This is a genomic window from Fibrobacter sp. (assembly GCF_045112255.1).
Taxonomy (GTDB): domain Bacteria; phylum Fibrobacterota; class Fibrobacteria; order Fibrobacterales; family Fibrobacteraceae; genus Fibrobacter.
In genome coordinates, this window is record NZ_JBGUHR010000043.1 from 59,822 (window position 1) to 82,610 (window position 22,789).

Below are 22,789 nucleotides of genomic sequence, written 5' to 3' on the forward strand. Positions count from 1 at the left end.
GTGATACATTAAAAGTAATGACTACCAATATAGATAAAGGGTTTGTTTCTCATGGAAGTTCATATGAAATTACAAAGGATTCTTCGGGATGGAAAATAATCAAGATGAACCTTTGGGTACATTGATTTCGCTGGTTCGAAGCTCTTGTTCGCGACAGGTTATTAAGTCATTGGTTTAGCAATTATTGGGGTAAGGAGTTGAGGGAAAAACAGATTAGTGGATGGAATTATGGTATTTTGTACTAGAATGTTCTTTTGGTTTGGATGTTTGCTTTTAGTTCTATCGTCATGCGTCTCCCACGAATGGGTACGAAAGACTTGGACTGAGAAACTCTTTGACGATGTAAAAGAAGCGAATGAGAGCGAGTACCTTTTTAGAAACGAAAAGCAAAAGCTGATAACTTATGCTTTCTGTGAAGAAAAAGATGACGACATAATTTTTCGTCATCCGTGTGATTTGGATTCTGCATATATATCGCGAATCAAAGAAAAAGTGTATTCCTATGATTCGGTGACGGGCTTGAAGATATCAGTACAGTCGCTATATTATGCATCGCATGTTGAAGACTACAAATATTTGTATTACAATAAGGGTCTTGCTAGCCTTCCCGATACAACTCCACTCATCTTCAGGATTACACCAAGGAATAGTGGCGTTAGAGTCAGAAACGATGGCACGATGGAGTCTTACTGCGCATCGGCTGACAGTGTGAAATGCAGCTATCTTTTTGCCGAAATCCAGGTGTCTAAAAAACTGACAGACAGCATTCATTTAATGCAACTATATGATGTTTTTCTAGATACAACATTTGAATCAGTTTTCTCGAGAAAAATGCTGGTTGACTACATTGCTGAAGCCCGTGGATGGGGAAAATTAGATTCAGGTGATATACCGTATGAATTGTGCTGGCAAGAAGGCGGACGTTCAATTCCGTGTCATTTGGAACCAGAAACGAAAGCTCTTATTGACAAACATGTATCTTCGGTTAAAGGTGGAAAATTGCTGATGATAAGTTCTGGACCATATTGGATGTATGACATAATTTCAGATGCTATAATCTCAAAGCATATATGCCGTTCAGATGATGAAGTCAAATGTAAAGAGGGCTTTTTTTGGATAGAGAATGAGAAACATTATATAGAATCGTATAGAATTGATTTGCAGAAAGGTTCAATAGAAGAGCAACGTTATCCCCCTCTTGACAAGTTTGTAGATAGTTGGACTTATTATGATGAAAATGATAAATATGTGAAAGTCTATGATGAAACGGGTCAAAATGAACGTTACTTGGAATATTACCGTGTTGAGAATGCTCCATTGCCTATTCATTCTAAGTATTATTTTCCGTACTAAGGAATATATTTGTTATTATACTCGCTGTTAAAAAACAACAAATCCAGAATGTTAAAATATTATGAAAATTTGGGGTACTAATGAAGATATTATCTTTCTTTATATTTGCAGTTTTCTTCACCGGATGTGCAATACATTCTTCTAGCGAATGCATGACTGATTCATGTAGATCCCATAAAGAGACAGAACAATTTTGTAGGCAAATGCAGGCAGAAGGTGTATTTTGCTTGGAGTACAATTTCTTTGATTATTGCGAGATAAAGGGTGGTAACAACCAGAAAATTGGCACCCCATGTTTAGATTCCTTAATTTACAAAGAAATCCTTGATGTCTTTGACGGAAAATGGGCTGGCGGGGGAACGGTTGGAACTGCCCGGCCATCTTCAGAACCCACGGAAGTGGGACCTTATTGGGTAAACGATATTAGCTATAGTTATAGTTCTTTTACTAGAGATATTGTACAAGATGATGAAATTTACCATCATTATTGCAGATCGAAAAACAACCAAAGCTGCGATATGATATTTGAAATCCATACCGATGGTGGCCCGATTTACCAATATAATTATGAAACAAAAGAAATAAAGGCTGCCGGCTGGCCAATGTAGTTTCCCAAAATGCATACGGGTATTAGAATCATGTCAAAATATTTCTTTATAATATCTCTTCTTTTAATCCTTGTCGGTTGTTCTAATCGCGAAAATGGTAGTCCCGTTCCAAATCACGGCTACCGGTATTTTGTAAATAAAGTCATTTTTATTGATGGATCTACAGCCGACATGCAAACTACATCAGACGCTTGTTCAGATCTAGTATCTAAAATGGGATGGTTAGTATCTCAAAACATACCTGAGTCAGAATGGCATAGGTACGCTAAAACGGATAAACGATGTACTTCATTGTTAACAGGCAAGCCTGACACCGCGTCTTATTCATTACAGAACCCGTCCGATGCGAAGCTGTGTGATTCTGATGGGAAATGCATAGTCAAACCAGATATATATCTGAAGGAAAATAATGTATTTCAGGTATCCTTCTGCAATTCTAAATATTATACCCAAATGCGCTACGACAGCCTGAATATATCGAAAGATTTTGAGGGAAAACATTCGCAATGGGGAACTTCATATGAAATTTCAGTTACCGACTCTCTTATAGTTCTGAATGGATTGAATAAAGAAGTAAAGATGTTCTTTTATGTAGAAAAAAAAGAATGGTGTAAAGACTGCCCATTGGAGATGGACGTTTCAAGGTATGTAATGGGTCCTTTTAGTTATACAAATAGCTCCGTCTGCACACAAAAGACAGACATTTCGTTCTAGACAAAGCCTAATTCCACATTTCTCATACCTGTTCACGTGAGTAGCCCCTTAACTAACCGCGTGATTTTTATTATATTTGGCACCCTGCTTTAAGGTGCATAATGTTTGATTTAAGTGCTTTTTTTGATGGAATGTCCAAGCCCTTGCTTCGTAACGCCCATGCTAAGGCGTTCGGCAAAAAGGGCCTTTTGAATAATGCTCTCATCCAGTCCGAAACGCTCTCTTACTATTCCGACAAGGAACGCGTTGCAGGACTCTTTTCCAAGATGGAATTGTGGCAGCGCCGCTGCCTGAACTTGATTTACAATAGCGGCTCCAGGGGCCTTGCGTTTAATGAACTTCGACTGACGGTTCCTGTAAGCAAGAACCGCGAACTCCAGACGTTCCTCCTCACGATGTGCCGCGAATACGTGCTTTACCGCTCCTTTGTGGGTGGCACACCGATTTACATGGGCTTTAGCGATTTTATCGGTTGTTTTGACATCAAGCCCGAAGGTGAAATCGACACGGTTTCTCCGCTGATTTCTTACCAGAACCTCTTGGACTGGCATGTTTGTGTCGTGCTCGCGAACGCCAAAAAGAAGCAGCTCCGTATCAACACGAACGGAACGCTCCATCGCCGTGGCCGCCAGATCTGCGCCGAAGTGTTTACCGCTTCCCGCCACGCATCTGAAAAGGCTTGCGAACAGGAAATCTCGCTCATTTTCAGCTTCCTCGTGCAGAATGGCTGGCTCGAACGCGAAAACACCTTCTTGCTCCCGTCCGCATCTGCGATTGACTTTATCCACAAGAACGGTTTCCGCCTCCATCAAGACGTAATTTCCTGGTGGATCAAGGAACGCTTCCATGGCGACCGCGACCTTTGCGCCCGCCTGCTTTCTGGCATTGGCGAGGGTCTCTCCGCTGCTGACGCCGCACAGCTTTTCTGGGTGATGGATCCGTCTTACCGCCTGCAAGAAAAGAACAAGGTGTTGCCGTGGGAATTTTTGCCGCGCCCGCTTTGCGAACTCTGGATTTTGGGCCTTGTCGATTTCCGCATGGCTCAGGGCAAGGTAACGTCCGTAGTCGTTAGCAAGTCCGGCAAGGACTGGCTCGATACTTCTATCGCCTCGATTCCCGAAGCGAACCTCACCGCGCTCCCGAACTTTGACTTGGTCGTCTCGACCGGCATGGCCCCGCGTGTGCTCTACTCCCTCGCATGCCTTGCGAAGGTCAAGAACGACGAAACGTTCCTCTGCTTCACGCTCGAAAAAGAAACGTATGTCGCTGGCCTCAAGAGCGGCTTCCCCGAATCCGAAGTCGAAAATCTCCGTAACTGGCTCAAGCCGCCTGAGAACGTCTCCTCGACACTTGCCGAATGGAATGCCTCGTTCTACGGCGCCAAGGTGCGCACGGCTCGACTCCTCAAGGTCGAAAGCAAGGAAGTCCTTAGCGAACTTTCTCGCTTCCCGCAGTTCATGGATTGCACCGAAGAATACATCCCGGGTTACGGCTTCATCTTGAATCCGGAACTGGAATCCCGTGCTTTCGAAATCCTCGAGAACTACGGCTTCTTCCCGTATGCTGGCGAATCGACCGAAAATCGTACACCAGCCGCCCAGGAAGAATGGAAGGCTGAATTCTCGATTGCATGGCCCGAAGCAAAGAAGATTGACTACGAGCTGCGCGATGAAGCTGACGAAGCCTCTGCCCAGGCGACGATGGATTCTACCAAGTACGGTAGCGTTTACCAGAAGCTGAGCACGTTCGACCTCGTGAAGGTCCTCCGTTACGCAAAGACCGTGGGCACTCCGCTTGCTGCGAAGATCATGGACAAGTCCAAGCGAAACGCAAAGCTCGAAGAAAAGATGTTCTACGTGCATGCGCTCCACCTCGCGAAATCCCCGTCGATGGTCGAAATCCAGGAAAGTGGCAAGGAAGAGAAGTTCTCGCTCGACCTTTCGTTTATTCAGGAAATCAAGGTCCTGAGCAAGAAAGCTTCCGCCCCCCAGGCATAGCGATTCTCGCGACATTTCGCATTGTATTTTGTCATCCCCGTTTTGGAGAGTTGTCATGCCGGCCTCTGAGCCGGCATCTCCTTTTATTTTCTATCATTCCCTCAATGAATCTCGTCCGCATTTTCCTTTTGCTGAGTGCGCTTGCCGCGTACTCTTTCGGAGCATCCTCTTCTATGGAAAACCTTCTGTTTAACGGCCGCTGGGCTCATGATAACGGCGTTAGTCGCGCGAGTGCACCCGCCGCATCCATCACGTTTAATGCCAAGGCTTCAAAGATTACGTTCACAGTCGAAGGTCATTCCCGCTGGCGCCTAGACCGCGACGGCAAGCCCGTTGAACAGTTCGAAGTCGATTCCAAGGAAGAACGCGCGATCAAGGTAGAGGACGATGGCAATTTCCATAAGTACCGCTTCATCAAGATTAGCGAAAGCGGCGTTCCCGAAATCAAGTTCTACGGCATCTCCGTCGAAGGTGAATTTGGCGAAGCCCCCAAGATGTCCAGTCGCCGCATCGAGTTCATCGGCGATTCCTTTACCGCGGGCTATGGCTGCGAAGGTTCCTCCGCCGAGGACGCCCCCGAGTACGACAAGACGAACGCCTCCAAGAGCTATGCCTATCTCCTCGCAAGCGGTTTCAATGCCGACTACCAGGTGAATGCCTTCAGCGGACGCGGTCTTGTGCGCAACTACGACAATATGGTACCCGAATGGACGTACGAACGCCTCTATGATTACACGGTCATGGGGTCTGTGACCTCGTATCCGAAGCCGGAACGATGGAATTTTGAAAAGTTCCACCCGCAGGTTGTCGTGATTTTTGAAGGAATTAACGATTTTCAGGGGAATCCGCCGTATGCAGATAAAGGAAAATTCAAGAAAGCATATGCTAAATTGCTCGATAAGCTCCGCAAGGCACACCCCGGTGTAAAATTCCTGCTTGTTTCCACGAAAGTCTGGCCCAACGATGACCTTGCCCCGACCATAAAGTCAATTTACGATGACCAAATTGCAGCTGGACACAAAGACTTGGAATACAAACATGTACTTACGTCGAATGTCGGCCTGCACGGCCACCCTGACACCCATTCCCAGGAAGAACTCGCTAACACTTTGAGACCCATAATAGCTCGGCTTGGACGATGGCTTTCGAGATAATTCTCTGTCATTAAAAACCTTTTTTGTATATTTGAAACGAGCTGATGCCTAAAATGGATATGTGATTATGTCTTCAAAGGTTATGAGAAAAGTTTATGCCCTTTTCAGGATGAATTTCCTGATTATTGTGCTTCTGGTGATTACTGCCGTGGCCATGTTTGCGTATAGGCATTTCTTAGACGATGTCATGGAGATAAATCTCGGCGAGTATCCCTACGTGGTTGCGAGTGCAGATTCCGTTGACGGTGGAACCTCGGCAATTTCGATGACCCGTACCGATAGCTCCGTCATTATCGAGTATGAACTCCGCGAAGGCTATGCCTACCCGTATGTGGGGATCAAGATTTATCTTGGTGACGGCAAGACCATGGGCCGCGACCTCTCCAATTACGATAGCGTTTTCGTGTGGCTGAAGCCGCGCAATGAAGGCTCAATCCGTCTTTACATGCGCGGTTACGACAAGTCTCTTTACCGCAAGAACGACGAAACGTCCCTCAAGTTCAACGAGATTGAATTTACCCCGACGAAGGAACCGTATCCGGCCGTGTTTGTTCCGCAGGAATTCCGTGTGGCGGGCTGGTGGGTCTCCCAGAACGAAATCAATGTCCATAAGGCTCGTGTAGATCTTTCGAACATCCCGCTTATTGAAATCCAGACGGGTACGAACGCTCCGCTTGGCTATGGCGGCTGGGAAATCAGGGGCCTTCGCTTTAAAGGCAAGAAGATTTCGCAGGTGGACCTCGTGACGACGCTTGTCGCTCTCTGGTTTGTCACGTTCCTTATCATCTTGATTATTAGGTTCTTTGACTACAGCCGCGAACGCGCTATCAATAGGAAGAAGCAGGAAGAGCTGAAGAGGAACCTCCGCGCTCTCGAAATTGAAAAGAGCGAATACGAAAAGTCCAGCAAGGAAGATCCGCTGACCGGTTGCCTGAACCGTGCGGGCTTTAGCGGTGTGCTTCTCCGTGAACAGGAAAAGCTGAACCGTACGGGAACTCCTGTCTCGTTCATGATTTTCGACATCGACCATTTCAAGAACGTGAACGACACTTACGGACATCTTGTCGGTGACGAAGTCCTCGTGAACCTCGCAAAGCTTGTGCAGGGCATGATCCGCAATACGGACTCGCTCGTGCGCTGGGGCGGCGAAGAATTTGTAATCCTGAGCGATGACACTAGCATCCAGAACGCGGCGTTCCTCGCCGAGAAGTTGCGCAAGGCGATCGAGGCTTCGACGCTTATCACGCAGCAGCAGGTAACTTGCTCCTTTGGTGTGACCGAAATGGTCCCGGGTGAAGACCCGAAGTCCCTCATTGCCCGTGCCGACAAGGCTCTCTATTCTTCGAAGGAAAACGGGCGAAACCGCGTGACGGTCGCGACGTTCAGGCGTAGCCATTAGGGGCGTCGATGGTTCGCGTTTGCCTTATTCTTGTATCTTCGGTCTTGTGGCTTGTCTCCTGTTCCAAGCATCCGGAAGAGGATAGCTTCAAGCAGATCCAGCTCCATTGGAATCCTGTAGACGAAGCCGCAGAATCGTCGGAACATAAGGACAAGTGTGTGATTGACATCACGTCGAAGGTCATGCGCGATCCAGTGGTGCTTGCCTCCAAGCTCGTCGAAATCTCTTACGAAGTCTTTTACCAGCTAGATGAAAAGGGCGCTCTCGTGTTTAATGGCCTCTGTGGCGACACGCGCTTTAGCGATTTACCCGAATGTTCCTGGCAGACGACTTGCACTGATGGTTCGGCATCCGTTGTAAAATTCCACAACGAACGATAGCGGATTGCCCTAACCTATTGAACTGTATATAGATATCTTTATAGTGGTTCAGACCGCCCGCACTGTCTTGTGAAGGAATGAGGATTGGGTTTAATATGTTATTCGCATAGTGCGCGAGGAACCGTCTGACGTAAGGATTTTCTGTGAAGCCGATATTTGAATACACTGATTATCGCGAATGGATTAGGGATGCTTTTGAAGATTTCAAGAAGCGTAAGACCGTCATATCCTGGCGATACATGGCAATGAAACTCGGTGCAGATCCAGGAAACCTTCTTCGCATTTCTCAGGGCAAGATCCACCTTGCCGTGAACTTCATCAAGCCGATGGCGGAATTCTTCGAGCTGGATGAAAAGGAAGCCGCCTACTGGTCGGAGCTTGTTTATTTCGGTCGCGCCAAGAGCGACCAGGAAGCTTTGAACCATTATGAAAAGATGCAGGCGCTAAAGGGCATCCCTTTGAAGCGTCTTGCCAAAAAAGAGCTTGAATTTTACCGTCATTGGTACTACAACGCTATCCGTTCTGTAATCGGTATTTGTAATTTTAAAGATGATTATGAGGGTCTTGCCGAAAGCTGCACTCCGGCTATTACGGTTGAGCAGGCTAAGGATGCCATTAAGCTTTTGCATGACCTGAATATGATCTCTGAGGGTAAAGACGGGTACTGGAAAGTGAATGACATGTTTGTGAGTACAGGTGGCAACTGGAGATCCGAAGCGGTTCGGACATTCCAGAAGGAGACGATTCGCCTAGCGGGTGAATCGCTTGAAAGACATGCGCCTCCTCTCCGCGACATTAGCACCGTCACCATGACGTTCAACATGAACGACATCCAGCTCATCCGCGAAAAAATCAAGGAGTTCCGTTCGGACTTGCTGCGCATGTCGCAGGATGGCGCGGGTGACGATACGGTATTCCAGCTCAACGTCCAGCTGTTCCCGTTGGCGTTTATCAAGAAGTTGCAGGAGAAGTCAAAATGAAATGGCTAGCCTGCATATTTTCAGCTCTTATGCTTTGGAGCTGCACGGGAGGCCCTGGCAGCGAGACGACGAACGGCATTTGCGGATTCGCCTACATTGGCGATGGCCGTGTGGCTTCGTATGCAAGAATTGCTATTCGAAATGTGGACCACACGACATCCGTTGACAGTGCGACAAATGAAATTGTTAACGCCGATTTCTATGCCGATGCTAATGGATATTTTGAATTTGAAGCGCCAAAGGGCGATTACCGCTTGACGATTGTATATGGCGGTTCTGCCTATACTGGACTTTATTCCTCGGATGACGATGCGGACTTAGATTCTTTGAAGTTGGAGCCGACTGCGGTACTTGGCGGCTTGGCTGACATGCCGAAGGATTGTGACTTTGTCTGGGTCGGTGTGCGTGGCATGGACGTGCTCGTGCGCTCGGATTCGACGGGACACTTTATGCTCTCGCAGCTGCCGTCGAACGACTCGTTGCAAGTGTACTTCTTGCGCGGTGACGACAATACAGTTTATGATAACTTGTCTATAAAGCTCAAGCCGAATGAAACGGAAATGATTGATCTCCAGCCGGAAAAGCCGGATCCGTACGCCGGGAAGGTTAAGTTTGTGGCTGTGGCAGATGGCAAGGTTGTTCCGTTTGCATCGCTTGCAATCCGCAAGGCGGATTCTCGTGTCGATTCTCTGCATGTGAGTAACGTCATTGCTGAAGCGGATGCTTATGCCGACAAGGATGGCCTCTTTGTCATTGATTCCTTGAAGTCTGGCGATTACCGTCTCACTGTGATGCAGTCGGGGGCTGCCTATTCTAAGGTGCTTACTGCAAAGCAGATTGCAGCGCTTGATACGGTCAAGCTCCAGGAAACGGCGAACTACATGAGCCGTGTGACGCTCCATGCTGGCGAAAAGTATGCATGGGTGGGTGTCTATGGTCTCGACGTCTTGACGAAGACGAACGAAGAAGGGACGTTTACGCTCCCGACGCTCCCGACGAACGATTCGCTCGATATCTATGTTGTTACGACTAAAGATAGCTTGTATGTAACAAAGCGCATTGCTCCTTCAAAGGGTTCTGCCGACTTTGACTACCCCTCCATGGTGTTGCAGAATTTTGAAAAGGATACTGCAAACTGGTACTTTAGCGTGGATTCCATTGGTTCCAAGGTTGTCTCTAAGTCCTTTGAAACTGATAAGGACCGCAAGTCCAAAGTGTTCCACGGCAAGTACAGCTTGATTGGTTCGAACAATTATTACGCTTGGGTCGTGACGGGCATGTTCCTCCGCGATGAAGGCTGGAATCTCTCTACGCTTGATTCCATTGCGTTCGATGCCAAGGGTTCGGGCCAGATTCGCGTGTCTCTTGAAAACTGGACCCGTGAATCCGAAGTCGCAGGGCTTTCGCTCAAGGCTGCCTCGGAATGGAAGGACCTGAATTCGCAAAAGTGGACGCATTACGTCGTGAAATTCGATGACCTGTGCTATACCGCCCAGGATGTAAGCAACTGCTATATCGCATGGAATACGCTCAAGGACGATGTCCGCCAGCTGCATTTCTTCGTAAGAAATGGAACAGAATTCTATCTGGACGATATAGTGCTCTATGGCGCTCTTTTCTAAAAATTAGCCCTTTTATGTGCGCCTCGAATTAAGTATCTTTGTGCACATGCAGTCTATTGAATCAGAAGCAAAAATTGCTCAGGAATATCTCGCCCGCATCGCAAAGGATGCCGAGGCGAAGTTTGATGAACATCTCCCCCCAGTAAAGGACCGTCCGTGCCGTTTGCACGAGGCTATGCGTTATTCCATGTTTGCAGGCGGCAAGCGCTTGCGCCCGGGACTTGCAAAGGCCACGTTCGACATGTTTGGCGGCAAGGGAGACAAGATTTGGCTTGCAACGAGCGCTCTCGAAATGCTCCACACGTTCAGCCTTATCCACGATGACCTTCCGTGTGTCGATAACGACGACTACCGTCGTGGAAAGCTCACGAGCCACAAGAAGTTTGGCGAAGCTACAGCCGTGATGGCTGGCGACGCCCTCTGCATCCACGCCTTCGAGATGATGGGCAAGACCGGTAACGCAAAGGCGATCGAAGTCCTTGCTCACTTGCTTGGCACTTACGGCATGATCGGTGGCGAAATGACCGACATCGAATGCGAAGGCAAGACGGTCGATCTCGAAATTGTCGATTACATTCACTACCACAAGACGGCAGCCCTCATCGAAGCGGCCCTCCTCGTGGGTGCTATGCTTGCAGATGCAAGCGAAAAGGATATGGAAATCATCCGCAGCTATGGCCGCTCCATCGGGCTTGCCTTCCAGATTGTGGATGACATTCTGGACATTGTCTCTACGACCGAAGAGCTTGGCAAGGACGCCGGTTCTGACATCGAAAAGGGCAAGGCTACTTACCCGTCCATCGTCGGACTGGAAAAGTCTAGGGAACGCGCTAGGGAACTCTACGAGGAATCCATCAAGGCTCTGGATGGCCTCAAGTGTGATACCTCCATCCTCCGTTCTATAGCGGCATACATCATCACGCGAGTGAAATAAATGGAACTGAAAGACGTTAAGTCGCCTCAGGACTTGAAGCACTGTTCCGTCGAGGAACTGAACCACCTCGCTACGCAGATCCGCGAGACCATCATTGGTCAAGTGGCTAAGCACGGTGGTCACTTGGCATCGAGCCTTGGCGTTGTTGAACTGACTCTTGCGCTGCACTACGTGTTCAACGCACCTGACGACAAGATCGTGTGGGACGTGGGGCACCAGGCGTACGTGCACAAGCTATTGACCGGCCGCTATGACCGATTCGATACCTTGCGCCAGCAGGGAGGCATTTCCGGATTCCTCAAGAGGAACGAAAGCGTTTACGACTGCTTCGGGGCGGGCCACGCCACGACGTCTATTTCTGCGGCTCTTGGCTTTGCCGTTGCCCGCGACCATTTCAACCGCAAAAACAACGTGGTCGCTGTCATTGGGGATGGCTCCATGACGGGCGGTATGGCTTACGAGGCGATCAATAACGTTGGCGCCTCCAAGCAGAACATGACCATCATCTTGAACGATAACAAGATGAGTATCGCACCGAATATCGGCGGCTTTAGCAAGTACCTGAACCGCGTGATTTCGGACCCGGTTTACAACAAGATGCGTACCGACCTGGATCGCCTGATGAATCGTTTGCCGGGCATTCTGGGTTCTCGTTTCCGTGATCTCTTCTTGCAGGTCGAGAATGCGGCGAAGAACGCCGTGAAGCCTGGTCGCTTCTTTGAAGACCTCGGCATCCGCTACTTTGGTCCGATTGATGGTCACGACATCGATGAGCTTGTGATGATTCTTGAACGCGTCAAGCAGCAGCAGGGCCCGTGCCTTGTTCACGTGCTGACCGAAAAGGGCCGCGGTTTTGACGCTGCCGAAAAGAATCCGACTAAGTATCACGGTTGCGGGGCGTTCGACCCTGAAAGCGGGCTTCCGCTTGCTCCGGGCAATCCGAACCCGTCTCTTACGAGCGTGTTTGGCAATACGCTTTTGCAGCTTGCCCGCAAGGATAAGCGCATCATGGGTATCACGGCTGCAATGCCTACGGGCTGCGGCATGGATATCGTTGCGAAGGAACTCCCGGACCGCGTGATTGACGTGGGCATTGCCGAAGAGCATGCCGTGACGTTTGCGGCGGGCATGGCTTGCGATGGCGTTGTGCCTGTGGTCGCAATTTACTCGTCGTTCATGCAGCGCGCCTACGACCAGATTATCCACGACATTGCACTCCAGAACTTGCATGTGGTGCTTGTGCTCGACCGTGCCGGCCTTGTCGGTGCAGACGGTCCGACGCATCATGGCGCCTTTGACTTGTCGTTCTTGCGGACTGTTCCCGGAATGACCATTTTGGCACCCTCCAACGAAAATGAACTGCGCGACATGTTGACTGCCGCGATCGATATGGAAGGTGTCGTGGCAATCCGCTACCCGAGAGGCACTGCACTTGCTGCAGAACTCGTCCCCTCGGAAGGACCGTTCGACTATAAAAGCCCCAAGATTCTTGAGAAGGGCTCCGGCATACTCCTTCTGGGCGCCGGCTTCATGACAAATGAACTCAAGAAAACAGCCGCCGTGCTTCGTGAAAACGGATACAACCCGACGCTTGTGGATGCCCGTTTTATTAAGCCGCTCGACCAGGAATGCTACCGTTCGCTGTTTGACAGCCACAATGTCATTGTGACGCTCGAAGACAATACGAAGGTGGGTGGCTATGGTTCAGCCATTGCGGAACTTTTGTCCGATCTCGGCTATACGGACAAGAAGCTGTACCGGTTTGGTCTTCCGGACAGATTCGTTGAACAGGGAGAAATCAAGGCTCTCTACAAGATCTTAGAAATTGACGGGGAATCCGTCGCCAAACAGTTGATGGAAAAACTATGAGTGAAGAAGAAAACAAACCGAAGCGTACTGTAAGAATCACGCTGGATCGTAAATTCGGAGTCAGTGAAGCTCCTGAACGCCGCCCTCGTCGTAACGACGACGAACGCGGTTCCTTTGGCGACAAGCCCTCGTTCCGTGGGGATCGTGGCGACCGTCGTTTTGACCGTGACCGCGGCGACCGCCGCTTTGATCGTGGTGAACGCCGTTTCGACCGCGACAACCGCGATGAAAACCGCGAAGGCCGTCCGTTCAACCGTGAAGAACGCCGTGGTGGCCGCTTTGACCGTGACCGTCGTCCGCGCCGCTTTGGCGACAAGCCGTTCAACCGCGGACCGCGCGGTGCTATGAACGCCCCGGTCTACCGCCAGCGTCCGGAACAGAAGGAAGCCGTTGACGAGAACTTGGACGAAGCCGCACTCGAAGCTCGCGCCGCTCAGATTGAAGCCGTTGAAGATGCTGGCTCTACACCGCCGTGGTTCAAGCGCCTCATCGCTTGCACGACCGAAAAGGGTCGCGAACGCGAAGGCAAGTTCCTTGGCGAAGGCGTTCACGTTGTCGAAGAACTCGTGAAGCACCACCGCGAACTCGTGATTTCTGTTTACGTTGTCGAAGGCTTCGAAAACGAAGAACTCATCGAAGCTATTAACGAAGCTGAAATTACGCTCCACACTCTTACTGAAGACCAGATGAAGCGCCTCTCTTCGACGATGACGACGCAGGGCATTATCGCTTACTGCAACATCGCAAGCAAGAAGCCGGTCTATGAAACAAGCCGCAGCGTACTTACGCTTGTGGACGCCGTGCAGGATCCGGGTAACCTTGGTACGCTCTTCCGCACGAGCCTCGGTTTCAATTCTTCGGGCATGATTCTCGGTCGTGGTACCGTGAGCCCGTTCAACCCGAAGGTTGTGCGCGGTTCCTCGGGTACGTTCCTCCGCGTTCCGTTTGAATTTGACGTGGATCTCGTGGACCAGATCAACTTCTTGCGCAGCAAGGGCTATACCATCATCGCAACGGATTTGCACGCTAAGCAGTCCCTCCGCGAAATCGCTCCGCACAAGCTCCGCAAGATGGCATTCCTCGTGGGTAACGAAGGTGCTGGCACGAACCCGTACTTCATCGAACTCGCCGACGAAACGGTGAAGATCCCGATGAGCAGTGAACTTGAATCTCTGAATGTGGCTGTCGCACACGGCATTCTCTCTTACGAAGCCGCCCAGATTCAGGAGGAATTGAAGTAATGACGTGCTTTTACGATCGCCTTGAACAGCGTATTGCAAAGTGCGGCAACCCGGTGTGCATGGGCATGGACCCTGTGCTCAAGCTTATCCCGCTCGAAGGCACTCCCGAAGACCGCATCAAGCGCTTCTATTCCGACATTCTGGAATGCTGCCTCAAGCGTAATGTGCAGCCCGCCGTCGTAAAGCCGAACAGCGCTTATTACGAATGCGTGAGCGTGCAGTCGATGCTCGTTTTGCAGCAGCTCATTGCCGATTACAGAAGCGCAGGCATCCCGGTTATCTTGGATGCAAAGCGCGGTGACATTGGCAAGTCCAGTGCCGCCTACGCGAACGCCGCTTACGATGTTTACCGTGCAGATGCCGTGACCGTCTCTCCGTGGATGGGTGCCGATTCCGTCGGTCCGTTCATTCGCGAACAGAGCGAAAACGGTGCTTACGTTCTCCTCCGCACAAGCAACAAGGGTGCTCACGACTTCCAGGATCTGCCGATTCGCGACGCCGCAGAAGCTTTCTACTCCGTTGCAGACAAGATTGTGGAATGGGACGCAGGCAAGGGTTACCTCGGTGCTGTTGTCGGTGCGACCAATCCGGGCGAACTCGAAAACATCACGCGTTACATGTCTCAAGAGAAAAAGTACGAAATCCCGTTCCTTATTCCGGGCGTGTCCATTCCGGGCGTACCGGGCGGTCAGGGCGGCGATGCCAAGACGGTTCTCAAGGCTATCCAAAACGGTGGCGGCAAGCGCAAGTTCCATGTGCTCAACTCGAGCAGTGGCCTTAACTTTGCATGGCAGCGTAACGATACGCCGGCAAACTACGCGAACGATTGCGTCGATGCACTCGAAAAGCTCGCAGAGGCCTGCCAAATTTAATTATGAATTAGGAAGTCGGAATTAGGAATTGAATCTTCTAATTCCGAACTCCGAATTCCGCTTTCCGAATTAATTTATGCGTTATATCCTTAGCTTCATAGTTGCCGTTGCGGTGATCGCGGTTGCGTTTCATTACGCAAAGCCGTTGCCTGGCACGAACTTTGACGAGTCCTTCTTGCCGAAGGCTTCGTCTGTTCGCTATGTAGCTGCAGGGCATGACGCATCGGTAGCGGGACTCTTCTGGATCAAGGGCCTCACCGAACTTGGTGAAAGCTACCTCACCGGCAAGGAATATGCGTATCTCGGTCACGTCGCCGAACTCTCGACGAGCCTGGATTCGCTATTCTACACGCCGTATTATTTTGTCGGTGGCGTGACTCCCGTAGATGCTCCCGACACTTCTGATTTTTCTGTACTTCGCCGTGCGACTCGCGTTTATCCCGAGAACTGGCGCCTTTCGCTTTATTTTGCACTCCGCCTCGCACGTGGCCCGTTCCCCAACAAGACCGAAGCCGCCAACGTGATGCGCAAGTATTTCGATAGCCCGGATACAACGATTCCCGATCACGTTCGCACGATTTACCGCAGCTTTGAACTTGATTCCATGCAGACCGAGACTGCGCTTGAAACAATTTTGAATGACGTGATGCAGCCACGTTTCAAGAAATTCCGTGCAAGCTTTTATGCGAAAATCCTCAAGCTCCTCGGTTACAAGGGCTTGATTGCCAATTACGACAAGGACGAAAATTATCAAAAAGTCAAATACCTTGTCGATGGCATGCTTGAAGGCCGCATCCCGCCGGTTGTCGTTTACAACCGCCTTCTCGCCATGAAAAAAGTCGAAGAACCTGCTCCTGCGGACTCCACTGCCGCAGCTGATACAACGGCTTATTCGTCACACTGAGTCCCGGAACAGAGTCCGGGATAAATTCCGCGAAGGGTTCAGTCAAATCTTGTAATTAAAAATAATGGATCCCCTCCCTGACGGTCGAGGATGACTTTTATTCGTGGATTTCCAGCTTCAAGATGACGAGAAATTATTCCCCGCACCTTTTGGAATTCTTGGGCAATCCCATCAGCTCGAATGCTGTTTTGCAGCGGTCGAGCAGCTTGCGTGATTCAGATGGGTTGGACTTGCTTAAGTATTTGCCGCGGTGGTAGAGAATATTTGCTGTTGTGTAGGGCGTATTCGATTTGACGGATTCTTTTTCCGCCTTGAGGTAGATCTTGTCTGCATCGCCCAGGTTCAGCATGTCGGTCAGGCGGGCATCGGTCCAGTAGTAGATTCCCGTGTCGTCATCAAGGCGTTTGTCGACCATCTTGAGGGCCTGTTTGGCCTTCTTTTCGTTGCGCACACCTGCGTAGGCGATGGCGCATTCCGAATAGAACGAACCTTGCAGCTCGTCGTCGAGTCTGTCCAGTTCATCTTCACTAACGCTCTCGCAAAGCGAAACAGCTTCGCTGTACTTTTCGGTTGCGTTTTTTAAGGCGGCCTTCGCCTTCACGAGCATGATTTTTGTCGAACGGTCCAAATCTTCGGCTTGTACGTAATACAGCAATGAATCTGCAAGTTCGAAGTCCAGGCTCATGGTGCGGACTTGCCCCATGGCGATGAATATGCGGCCTTCGGATCGTACGTCCGCTTCTTTGCGGCTTGCGACAAGGGCACGTTCCAGCTGCGAGTACCCTTTGGCGAATTTGCCTGCCTTCAACGACTTCTGTGCGCGGGCGGCGAGCGTTGCCGATTCTGAGGCAAATGCGGAAATTCCGCTAAGCGCTATGCAAAGGGCGATTTTCAAAGATTTCGTTACCATAGAGTCTCCACGACAAAGGGAACGGAATCATGCTTTGGAATATTGCTTCTGAAAAGCCACATCTTGGACATGCCGTTAATCAAGTCGTCAGCGCTCTGCAATGTGTTTTCTGTCGTGTTCATGAAGTCTTGCAGGCCGGTCGTGACTGTACCGAAATCGGTGACAAGATTATCGACTCGTCCGACGGTAGAATCCATGGAGTTCAAAAGCGAGGTGACCTGGCCCGGCAGCGGCTTGAAGTCTTCGAGCAGATTGCCTACGTTGTTTGTGACTTCGTTTGCGCGGCTAATGAGCGTCGGAACGTTGGTCTTCATCGTATCAAGCAGGAATGATGTCTTCTTCAGCACGTTCTTGCCGAGGTACGTGATTTCGTCAAGTCGGTAAAGCTGTCGGTTCAGGTTGTCGTAAAGGGCGCGGGAGCCGAACAATGCACCCATGGTTGTGCCTGTATCAAGAGCCATTGTCACGAGTTCGTCGGCGGCGTCCACGAGGCGGTTCACGCGGCCCAAAAGCTCGTTTGCCGTTTCAATGACGGTTTCGATATCCTGTGCCTTGCCTGCCGATAATGTGTCTCTGTCTTCTAGTACGCGGCCTCTATTTTTTTTGATATCGATGTTGATGACGCGGGCCGAAATCAGGTTCTGGTCTCGGATGGCAAATGCTTTTGCGCTGTCGGTGATGAGGTTCTGGTATTTCTTCTCGATGGTAAATTCCATTAGTGCGCTATCGGATATGGCTCCCGTAGCGTCTTGCTTGATGGACACGTTGGTTACTCGTCCGACATCGACACCGCTAATTTGTACGTTCGTTCCTTTTTTAAGGCCCAGCGCCTTTTCGAATGTACTGTAAAGCTTGTACTCGTCCTTGATGATACCGTTGGTCTTGTCGTAAAGATAGTGGTAAAGCACCAGCGAAAAAATCATGATGGCGACAGTGCTAATAACGCCGACCAAAAGGCCGGACATCTCCATCCAGTTAATCTGTTTTATCTTTTGAAATGCCATTGCTTTCGTGAAATATAAATAGATTATATTGTCAAATTGAATTTAATTGTTTTTTTTCGAGGAAATATGGATTTTTTTGAATTTTTGAATACTGCCGTGACGCCGTACCATACTGTAGACGCTTTGAAGTCGTTTTTTAAGGCCAATTCCTTTACAGAAATTGAGCTGGGCGTGAATCTTGAGCCTGCAAAAGCCTATTTCGTGTGCCGCGAAGCTTCTGTGATTGCGTTCCGTACGCCGAAGACGTGGAACGATTCGTCTCGATTTAGGATTGCACTTGCGCATACGGACTTCCCGACGCTCAAGATTTCCCCGAATCCAGATGTCGTGAATGCGGGCGTGTGTACGCTCCATACGGAGGTTTACGGTTCTCCGCTTTACACGAGCTGGCTTGACCGTGACCTTGGTTATGCGGGGGCGCTTGCGTACGTAGATGCGGACGAGTCGAATACGCTCAAGACGAAACTGTTCTGCGGTGATAAACTTTTCAGGATTCCGCAGTTGGCAGTCCACTTGAACCGTGGCGTGAACCAGGACGGCCTCAAGGTCAATCCGCAGATCGATTTTAATGCATTATGGTCGGGCGCCTTGGAAAGTAACGCATCTGGAAATCGCAAGAACTTGTTTGTGAAGGCTCTTGAAAAGGAACTCCCGGAAGGAGCGCGCCTGATTGATTTTGACGTGCAATTATTTGATGCTCAGCCTGCAAATCGCGGCGGCTTTAACGACGAATGGATTTATTCGGGAAGGCTCGATAACTTGAGCAGCTGCCATGCGATTGCTGAAGCGATTGTTGGTGCAAAGTCGGCAGAAAGCGATTGCCTTGTCGCATGCTTCTTCAATAACGAAGAGGTCGGCTCTACCACGCGCGAAGGTGCCGCGAGCAACTTCTTGAAGAGCGTATTGGATTCTTCGACTTCGCTCCGCTCCGCTCAGAATGACGAGTCACACTCGTCTCTCGCCTCTCGTCTTTCGTCTAGTATCGCCCTCTCCATTGACATGGCGCATGCTGAGCATCCGAATTACGTGGAAAAACACGAACCGAATCACGCGCCTCTGTTGGGTAAGGGAATTGTACTTAAGACAAACTCACAAAAACGTTATGCAAGCGATTTGATGAGTTCTGCGCAGCTCCGCTTGCTTTGTGAAAAGGCGAAAATCCCATTGCAGGTGTTCATCATGCGAAACGACATGCCATGCGGTTCAACGGTCGGCCCGACGGTTTCTGCAAGTCTCGGGATTCCGACGGTCGATATTGGCGAACCCATGCTCAGCATGCACAGCATCCGCGAGATGATGGCCGCAAGCGACCACGCCGATATGATTAAGCTCGTGGAAGCTCTTTACCGCTAGCGTTTCTGCGGTAGAACCCCGCTAATGGCTGGTTTACAATGGCGCTTAGCGGGGAGTACTTTATTGCAAGGTAAATGACTGCGATCAGCGCTATAGAGAACAGAGTCAACGCGCTGGTGAACAGAGTGTATTTCAGGTCGTTTGCGGGCAGCTTGCTAACGCTTGCCCACCATTCTGGACATATCTTGACCCTAAAGATGGGGAATGCGAGTATTTGATGGAATGCCAGAAGCGCGAGGTTCATCTCGACCGGTTTTGCCAAAATCGGATTTGTGATTCCTCGGCAGATGAGGATAAATCCTAAAGAACCGATAATTGCGTTGGGAAGCGTGATGTAATATGGAACGTACACGCGATGGAACATTTCGAGATGCTTGTGGTTTAACTCATAACTGTACTGACTGATAAAGTAAGTCGCCGTCAGTAAGGCTATGCCCATGATAAGAGCCCGCAACCGCACCTTTGTCAAGAAATTGTACAGTCCCGAAAGTTTTTGGTGGTGGAACGCAAAGCCAATGTAAGTGAAAATTGTCCCGAAGAGTGCTGCGTCAAAATTCCAGACTAAAGGAACGTTGTGAAACTGGTTGAAGATGATTCCGATGCCAAGAAGTAATAGCGACAAGACTCCCATGAGCCAAAGCCTGCCCTTGGCTAAACGGTGAAAGCCGAACAGTATGATATCCGTGAAAAACAATGCCGGCAAGAACCAGATGGCGAACAATCGAATTTGATTGATGACATTTGCGATGCCGATAAGCAGAAAATGATCCGGGATGGGGTTGTTCAGAAGCCATTTGACGAACAGATCCGCTAGGACGCACAAAATTCCAAGCCCGAACATCGGGATGATGTAACGCCTAAGCTTGGTCGTGAGAAAATCGCCAAATTTTTGATTTTCAATCCTCAGCGTCATTCCGTTCAGGATGAAGAACACTGGCAGGTGGAACGCGAATGCAAACGCGACAAGGTTGCTTTCTTTGGTCCCATGCGCGAATACGACCAAGATCATGGCTAAAAATTTTGCGACATCGATGTATTCAATTCTTTTAGGCTTCATAGCGGATCTTTGTGAAGGTAACTTGTGAAAATATAGACTTTTCCCGTGAAAATCATGAAGCCGTTTAATTATTTCCGCGTATATCAACAGAAATGCCAAGACGGAATGTCCTGGCATTGAGTGTGGAGTTTGTAAGTTGTTTTTTAATCAATGTCCTGGGACATTTTTGACTGAATTTAAAGACTTGGTTGTTTTTGCCTCTTTTGATGCAAAAGTCTGAATGGTTTCATGTTGTTCTGCTGTGCTTATAAATTTAACAACAAATTATCTTAAACGCTTTGATTATTTGTGTAAAATGATACTTTACATGTAAGAACTTGTTTGAGATTGTTGTTTGCTTTATGTGTAAATAAAAATAAACATGAACGAGAGCGGTGCTCTAAAAAATTGAGCCTGAATAATTAAGATCTTGCTTTGTTGATTGATGAAAGTACTGTATTGCAGCTTTTTAAATGAGACATAAAAACTTTGTTTTAGAACAATTGTTATTATTGCACCCATGCAAAACGAAACATTTATTGAACAACTCTGGAAAAAAATGCCACGTTCGTCCTTGATTGGACAGTTCGTGCGATACTTGGTGACAGGCGGGTTTGCCTTTGTGGTCGATTTCTTGCTATATGCTTTTTGCCTTTACGAGTTTAATTGGCATTACTTGGTTGCGAATTTGGTTGGACTGGTTGCTGGGCTTATCATCAATTACGTCATGAGCGTGGCTTGGGTCTTTTCGGAATGCAAACGTGTTCTTGAAGACCGAAAAACTGTTGAATTTGGTGTATTTGCGATAGTTGGAATTATTGGAGTTGGAATCAATGAATTGCTGATGCTCTTGATGGTGGGGATGCTGGATGCAAATGAGATGAAATCGAAAATTGTAGCAGCCATCTTGGTTTTGATGTGGAATTTTGGAGTCCGAAAGATGGTGCTTTTTCGAGAACGGAAAGCCGTTTAAAAGTTTTAGGATTGTAGGAAGGATAAAATAATGACAGAACGTAATTTTACGAAAATTGCTGTAATTGCTGGTGCTGGCCCTGCGGGTTTGACTGCGGCGCTTGAACTTTTGCGTACGACAGATGTGAAACCTGTGATTTTTGAAGCGGAAGATGTTGTTGGCGGTATTTCGCGGACGGCACGATACAACGGCAACCGAATGGATATTGGTGGCCACCGCTTTTTTAGCAAGAGCGATACAGTAATGGACTGGTGGCAGGGGATTCTCCCGCTGCAAGGATCTGCAAGCAAGGATGATATAGCGATTGGCCGTACGGTTCCTCTTGTAGAAGGGGGGCCTGATCCTGAGCTGACGGACTACGTGATGCTTTGCCGCAGCCGCCTTTCCCGAATCCTTTTCTTGCGCAAGTTGTTTGATTATCCGGTGAGCCTGAATGGCGACACGATCCGCAATCTCGGACTCTGGCGCATGATGAAAATCGGCCTCAGCTATCTCAAGGTGCAGTTGCTGCCTGCACGCAAGGAAAATAGTCTTGAAGATTTCATGATCAACCGCTTTGGCGTGGAGCTTTACCGCACGTTCTTCCGCGACTATACCGAGAAGGTGTGGGGAGTGCCGTGCAGCAAGATCAGCCCCGACTGGGGCGGACAGCGCATCAAGGGATTGTCGATTACCAAGACGGTGATCCATGCGCTCAAGCAGATTTTTGCAGGCAAGAAGAAGGCCGAGGCTGGTGCCGCGAACGGTGCGGACATCCGCCAGAAGGATACCGAGACGAGCCTTATCGGGCAGTTCCTCTACCCGAAATTCGGCCCGGGCCAGCTCTGGGAAACTGTCGCCGAGAAGGTGCAGGAACTTGGCGGTGAAATCAACATGAATGCGAAGGTCGTGGGCGTGAACCGTTCTGCCGATGGCATGCGCATCGAGAGCGCTGTCGTCGAGAGCATGGATTCTACGGGCGTTGTCTTGCGCGAAAAGGTCCCCTGCGACTACTTCCTCAGCACCATGCCGGTCAAGGAACTGATCTCTGCGATGGACAACGAGAAGACTCCCGTGCCCGCCGAGGTCAAGCGCGTCGCCGATGGCCTCGTGTACCGTGACTTCATCACCGTGGGCCTGCTCCTGGACAAGCTGCTCATCAAGAATCCGGCGAAGCCCGGCACTCCCGAAAGCAAGCTCAAGTTCGTGGCCGACAACTGGATCTACGTGCAGGAATCCGACGTGAAGCTCGGCCGCATCCAGATCTTTAACAACTGGAGCCCCTACCTGGTGGCCGACCCCGAGAAGGTGTGGATTGGCCTAGAGTACTTCGCTACCGAGGGCGACGACATGTGGCGCATGCCCGACAAGGACTTCATCAAGTTCGCGATAGAGGAACTCGACAAGATTGACGTGGCAAGGCCAGAAGACGTGCGCGATTCCGTGGTGTTCCACATCAAGAAGGCGTATCCCGCCTACTTCGGTACTTACGGCGAGTTCGACAAGA

The 22,789-nt window shown here is 49.5% G+C and carries 20 protein-coding genes; 17 read left to right on the forward strand and 3 right to left on the reverse strand.

Annotation, left to right across the window (positions count from 1 at the left end):
* Nucleotides 1–228: 228 nt before the first annotated feature.
* The 14 genes from ACJMM9_RS05845 (at nucleotide 229) to ACJMM9_RS05910 (ending at nucleotide 16,027) form a co-directional block, all read left to right on the forward strand.
* Nucleotides 229–1,353 (forward strand): hypothetical protein, encoded by a 1,125-nt coding sequence (locus ACJMM9_RS05845; protein WP_405324655.1) that lies wholly within the window; start codon nucleotides 229–231, stop codon nucleotides 1,351–1,353.
* An 80-nt stretch (nucleotides 1,354–1,433) separates the two neighbouring features.
* Nucleotides 1,434–1,961: a hypothetical protein gene (locus ACJMM9_RS05850; RefSeq protein WP_405324657.1), complete on the forward strand. Its 528-nt coding sequence runs from the start codon at nucleotides 1,434–1,436 to the stop codon at nucleotides 1,959–1,961.
* Nucleotides 1,962–1,970: 9 nt separating this feature from the next.
* Nucleotides 1,971–2,675 (forward strand): hypothetical protein, encoded by a 705-nt coding sequence (locus ACJMM9_RS05855; RefSeq protein WP_405324659.1) that lies wholly within the window; start codon nucleotides 1,971–1,973, stop codon nucleotides 2,673–2,675.
* A 101-nt stretch (nucleotides 2,676–2,776) separates the two neighbouring features.
* Entirely contained in the window at nucleotides 2,777–4,672 is a 1,896-nt protein-coding gene (locus tag ACJMM9_RS05860) for a hypothetical protein (protein WP_405324660.1), read from the forward strand.
* Nucleotides 4,673–4,776: 104 nt separating this feature from the next.
* Entirely contained in the window at nucleotides 4,777–5,826 is a 1,050-nt protein-coding gene (locus ACJMM9_RS05865) for a GDSL-type esterase/lipase family protein (protein ID WP_405324662.1), read from the forward strand.
* Between the two features lie 109 nt (nucleotides 5,827–5,935).
* Nucleotides 5,936–7,225: a GGDEF domain-containing protein gene (locus ACJMM9_RS05870; RefSeq protein ID WP_303733216.1), complete on the forward strand. Its 1,290-nt coding sequence runs from the start codon at nucleotides 5,936–5,938 to the stop codon at nucleotides 7,223–7,225.
* A gap of 8 nt (nucleotides 7,226–7,233) precedes the next feature.
* Nucleotides 7,234–7,605: a hypothetical protein gene (locus ACJMM9_RS05875; protein WP_405324665.1), complete on the forward strand. Its 372-nt coding sequence runs from the start codon at nucleotides 7,234–7,236 to the stop codon at nucleotides 7,603–7,605.
* A 143-nt stretch (nucleotides 7,606–7,748) separates the two neighbouring features.
* Nucleotides 7,749–8,585, forward strand: a complete 837-nt coding sequence (locus tag ACJMM9_RS05880) for a TIGR02147 family protein (protein ID WP_088641290.1) — start codon at nucleotides 7,749–7,751, stop codon at nucleotides 8,583–8,585.
* Nucleotides 8,582–10,207 (forward strand): carboxypeptidase-like regulatory domain-containing protein, encoded by a 1,626-nt coding sequence (locus ACJMM9_RS05885; protein ID WP_405324667.1) that lies wholly within the window; start codon nucleotides 8,582–8,584, stop codon nucleotides 10,205–10,207. Before ACJMM9_RS05880 ends, ACJMM9_RS05885 begins: the two co-directional genes overlap by 4 nt.
* Before the next feature lie 46 nt (nucleotides 10,208–10,253).
* Entirely contained in the window at nucleotides 10,254–11,141 is an 888-nt protein-coding gene (locus ACJMM9_RS05890) for a polyprenyl synthetase family protein (protein WP_405324668.1), read from the forward strand.
* The gene (gene dxs, locus ACJMM9_RS05895) at nucleotides 11,142–13,010 is read left to right on the forward strand and encodes a 1-deoxy-D-xylulose-5-phosphate synthase (protein ID WP_405324670.1); all 1,869 of its coding nucleotides are present in this window, start codon (nucleotides 11,142–11,144) and stop codon (nucleotides 13,008–13,010) included. It begins immediately after the preceding gene.
* A complete protein-coding gene (locus ACJMM9_RS05900) occupies nucleotides 13,007–14,251 on the forward strand; it encodes a TrmH family RNA methyltransferase (protein ID WP_405324672.1) in 1,245 nt (414 codons plus the stop codon). Before dxs ends, ACJMM9_RS05900 begins: the two co-directional genes overlap by 4 nt.
* Nucleotides 14,251–15,123 carry an orotidine-5'-phosphate decarboxylase gene (pyrF, locus tag ACJMM9_RS05905; protein ID WP_405324674.1) on the forward strand — a complete coding sequence of 291 codons (873 nt, stop codon included), beginning with the start codon at nucleotides 14,251–14,253 and terminating at the stop codon, nucleotides 15,121–15,123. The genes ACJMM9_RS05900 and pyrF overlap by 1 nt, the downstream gene beginning before the upstream one ends.
* Before the next feature lie 76 nt (nucleotides 15,124–15,199).
* Nucleotides 15,200–16,027 carry a hypothetical protein gene (locus tag ACJMM9_RS05910; protein WP_405324676.1) on the forward strand — a complete coding sequence of 276 codons (828 nt, stop codon included), beginning with the start codon at nucleotides 15,200–15,202 and terminating at the stop codon, nucleotides 16,025–16,027.
* A 133-nt stretch (nucleotides 16,028–16,160) separates the two neighbouring features.
* On the opposite strand, the gene ACJMM9_RS05915 is transcribed toward ACJMM9_RS05910, so the two are convergent.
* Entirely contained in the window at nucleotides 16,161–16,937 is a 777-nt protein-coding gene (locus tag ACJMM9_RS05915; RefSeq protein ID WP_405324678.1) for a hypothetical protein, read from the reverse strand.
* A complete protein-coding gene (locus tag ACJMM9_RS05920; RefSeq protein WP_405324680.1) occupies nucleotides 16,931–17,941 on the reverse strand; it encodes an MlaD family protein in 1,011 nt (336 codons plus the stop codon). The genes ACJMM9_RS05915 and ACJMM9_RS05920 overlap by 7 nt, the downstream gene beginning before the upstream one ends.
* Before the next feature lie 66 nt (nucleotides 17,942–18,007).
* Between ACJMM9_RS05920 and ACJMM9_RS05925 the strand changes: the two genes are divergently transcribed.
* Complete coding sequence (locus ACJMM9_RS05925) at nucleotides 18,008–19,294, forward strand: M18 family aminopeptidase (RefSeq protein WP_405324682.1); 1,287 nt, start codon at nucleotides 18,008–18,010, stop codon at nucleotides 19,292–19,294.
* Here the strand turns inward: ACJMM9_RS05925 and ACJMM9_RS05930 are convergent.
* Nucleotides 19,266–20,351, reverse strand: coding sequence for an acyltransferase family protein (locus ACJMM9_RS05930; RefSeq protein ID WP_405324684.1), 1,086 nt, complete (start codon nucleotides 20,349–20,351; stop codon nucleotides 19,266–19,268). The two genes, ACJMM9_RS05925 and ACJMM9_RS05930, sit on opposite strands and share 29 nt — an antisense overlap.
* Before the next feature lie 499 nt (nucleotides 20,352–20,850).
* Between ACJMM9_RS05930 and ACJMM9_RS05935 the strand changes: the two genes are divergently transcribed.
* Together ACJMM9_RS05935 and ACJMM9_RS05940 are read left to right on the forward strand one after the other, a co-directional pair.
* Complete coding sequence (locus tag ACJMM9_RS05935) at nucleotides 20,851–21,303, forward strand: GtrA family protein (protein ID WP_405324686.1); 453 nt, start codon at nucleotides 20,851–20,853, stop codon at nucleotides 21,301–21,303.
* A gap of 30 nt (nucleotides 21,304–21,333) precedes the next feature.
* Nucleotides 21,334–22,789: NAD(P)/FAD-dependent oxidoreductase (locus ACJMM9_RS05940; RefSeq protein ID WP_405324688.1), on the forward strand; the 1,456-nt coding region annotated here is incomplete at its 3' end.

What these genes read in the sequence shown, in the direction of transcription:
- ACJMM9_RS05865 (WP_405324662.1), top strand. Translation starts at nt 4,777, where the DNA reads ATGAATCTCGTCCGCATTTTCCTTTTGCTGAGTGCGCTTGCCGCGTAC.
- ACJMM9_RS05875 (WP_405324665.1), top strand. Translation starts at nt 7,234, where the DNA reads ATGGTTCGCGTTTGCCTTATTCTTGTATCTTCGGTCTTGTGGCTTGTC.
- ACJMM9_RS05845 (WP_405324655.1), top strand. Translation starts at nt 229, where the DNA reads ATGGTATTTTGTACTAGAATGTTCTTTTGGTTTGGATGTTTGCTTTTA.
- ACJMM9_RS05860 (WP_405324660.1), top strand. Translation starts at nt 2,777, where the DNA reads ATGTTTGATTTAAGTGCTTTTTTTGATGGAATGTCCAAGCCCTTGCTT.
- ACJMM9_RS05885 (WP_405324667.1), top strand. Translation starts at nt 8,582, where the DNA reads ATGAAATGGCTAGCCTGCATATTTTCAGCTCTTATGCTTTGGAGCTGC.
- ACJMM9_RS05910 (WP_405324676.1), top strand. Translation starts at nt 15,200, where the DNA reads ATGCGTTATATCCTTAGCTTCATAGTTGCCGTTGCGGTGATCGCGGTT.
- ACJMM9_RS05890 (WP_405324668.1), top strand. Translation starts at nt 10,254, where the DNA reads ATGCAGTCTATTGAATCAGAAGCAAAAATTGCTCAGGAATATCTCGCC.
- ACJMM9_RS05930 (WP_405324684.1), bottom strand. Translation starts at nt 20,351, where the DNA reads ATGAAGCCTAAAAGAATTGAATACATCGATGTCGCAAAATTTTTAGCC.
- ACJMM9_RS05900 (WP_405324672.1), top strand. Translation starts at nt 13,007, where the DNA reads ATGAGTGAAGAAGAAAACAAACCGAAGCGTACTGTAAGAATCACGCTG.
- ACJMM9_RS05925 (WP_405324682.1), top strand. Translation starts at nt 18,008, where the DNA reads ATGGATTTTTTTGAATTTTTGAATACTGCCGTGACGCCGTACCATACT.
- pyrF (WP_405324674.1), top strand. Translation starts at nt 14,251, where the DNA reads ATGACGTGCTTTTACGATCGCCTTGAACAGCGTATTGCAAAGTGCGGC.
- dxs (WP_405324670.1), top strand. Translation starts at nt 11,142, where the DNA reads ATGGAACTGAAAGACGTTAAGTCGCCTCAGGACTTGAAGCACTGTTCC.
- ACJMM9_RS05855 (WP_405324659.1), top strand. Translation starts at nt 1,971, where the DNA reads ATGCATACGGGTATTAGAATCATGTCAAAATATTTCTTTATAATATCT.
- ACJMM9_RS05935 (WP_405324686.1), top strand. Translation starts at nt 20,851, where the DNA reads ATGCAAAACGAAACATTTATTGAACAACTCTGGAAAAAAATGCCACGT.
- ACJMM9_RS05915 (WP_405324678.1), bottom strand. Translation starts at nt 16,937, where the DNA reads ATGGTAACGAAATCTTTGAAAATCGCCCTTTGCATAGCGCTTAGCGGA.
- ACJMM9_RS05850 (WP_405324657.1), top strand. Translation starts at nt 1,434, where the DNA reads ATGAAGATATTATCTTTCTTTATATTTGCAGTTTTCTTCACCGGATGT.
- ACJMM9_RS05870 (WP_303733216.1), top strand. Translation starts at nt 5,936, where the DNA reads ATGAATTTCCTGATTATTGTGCTTCTGGTGATTACTGCCGTGGCCATG.
- ACJMM9_RS05920 (WP_405324680.1), bottom strand. Translation starts at nt 17,941, where the DNA reads ATGGCATTTCAAAAGATAAAACAGATTAACTGGATGGAGATGTCCGGC.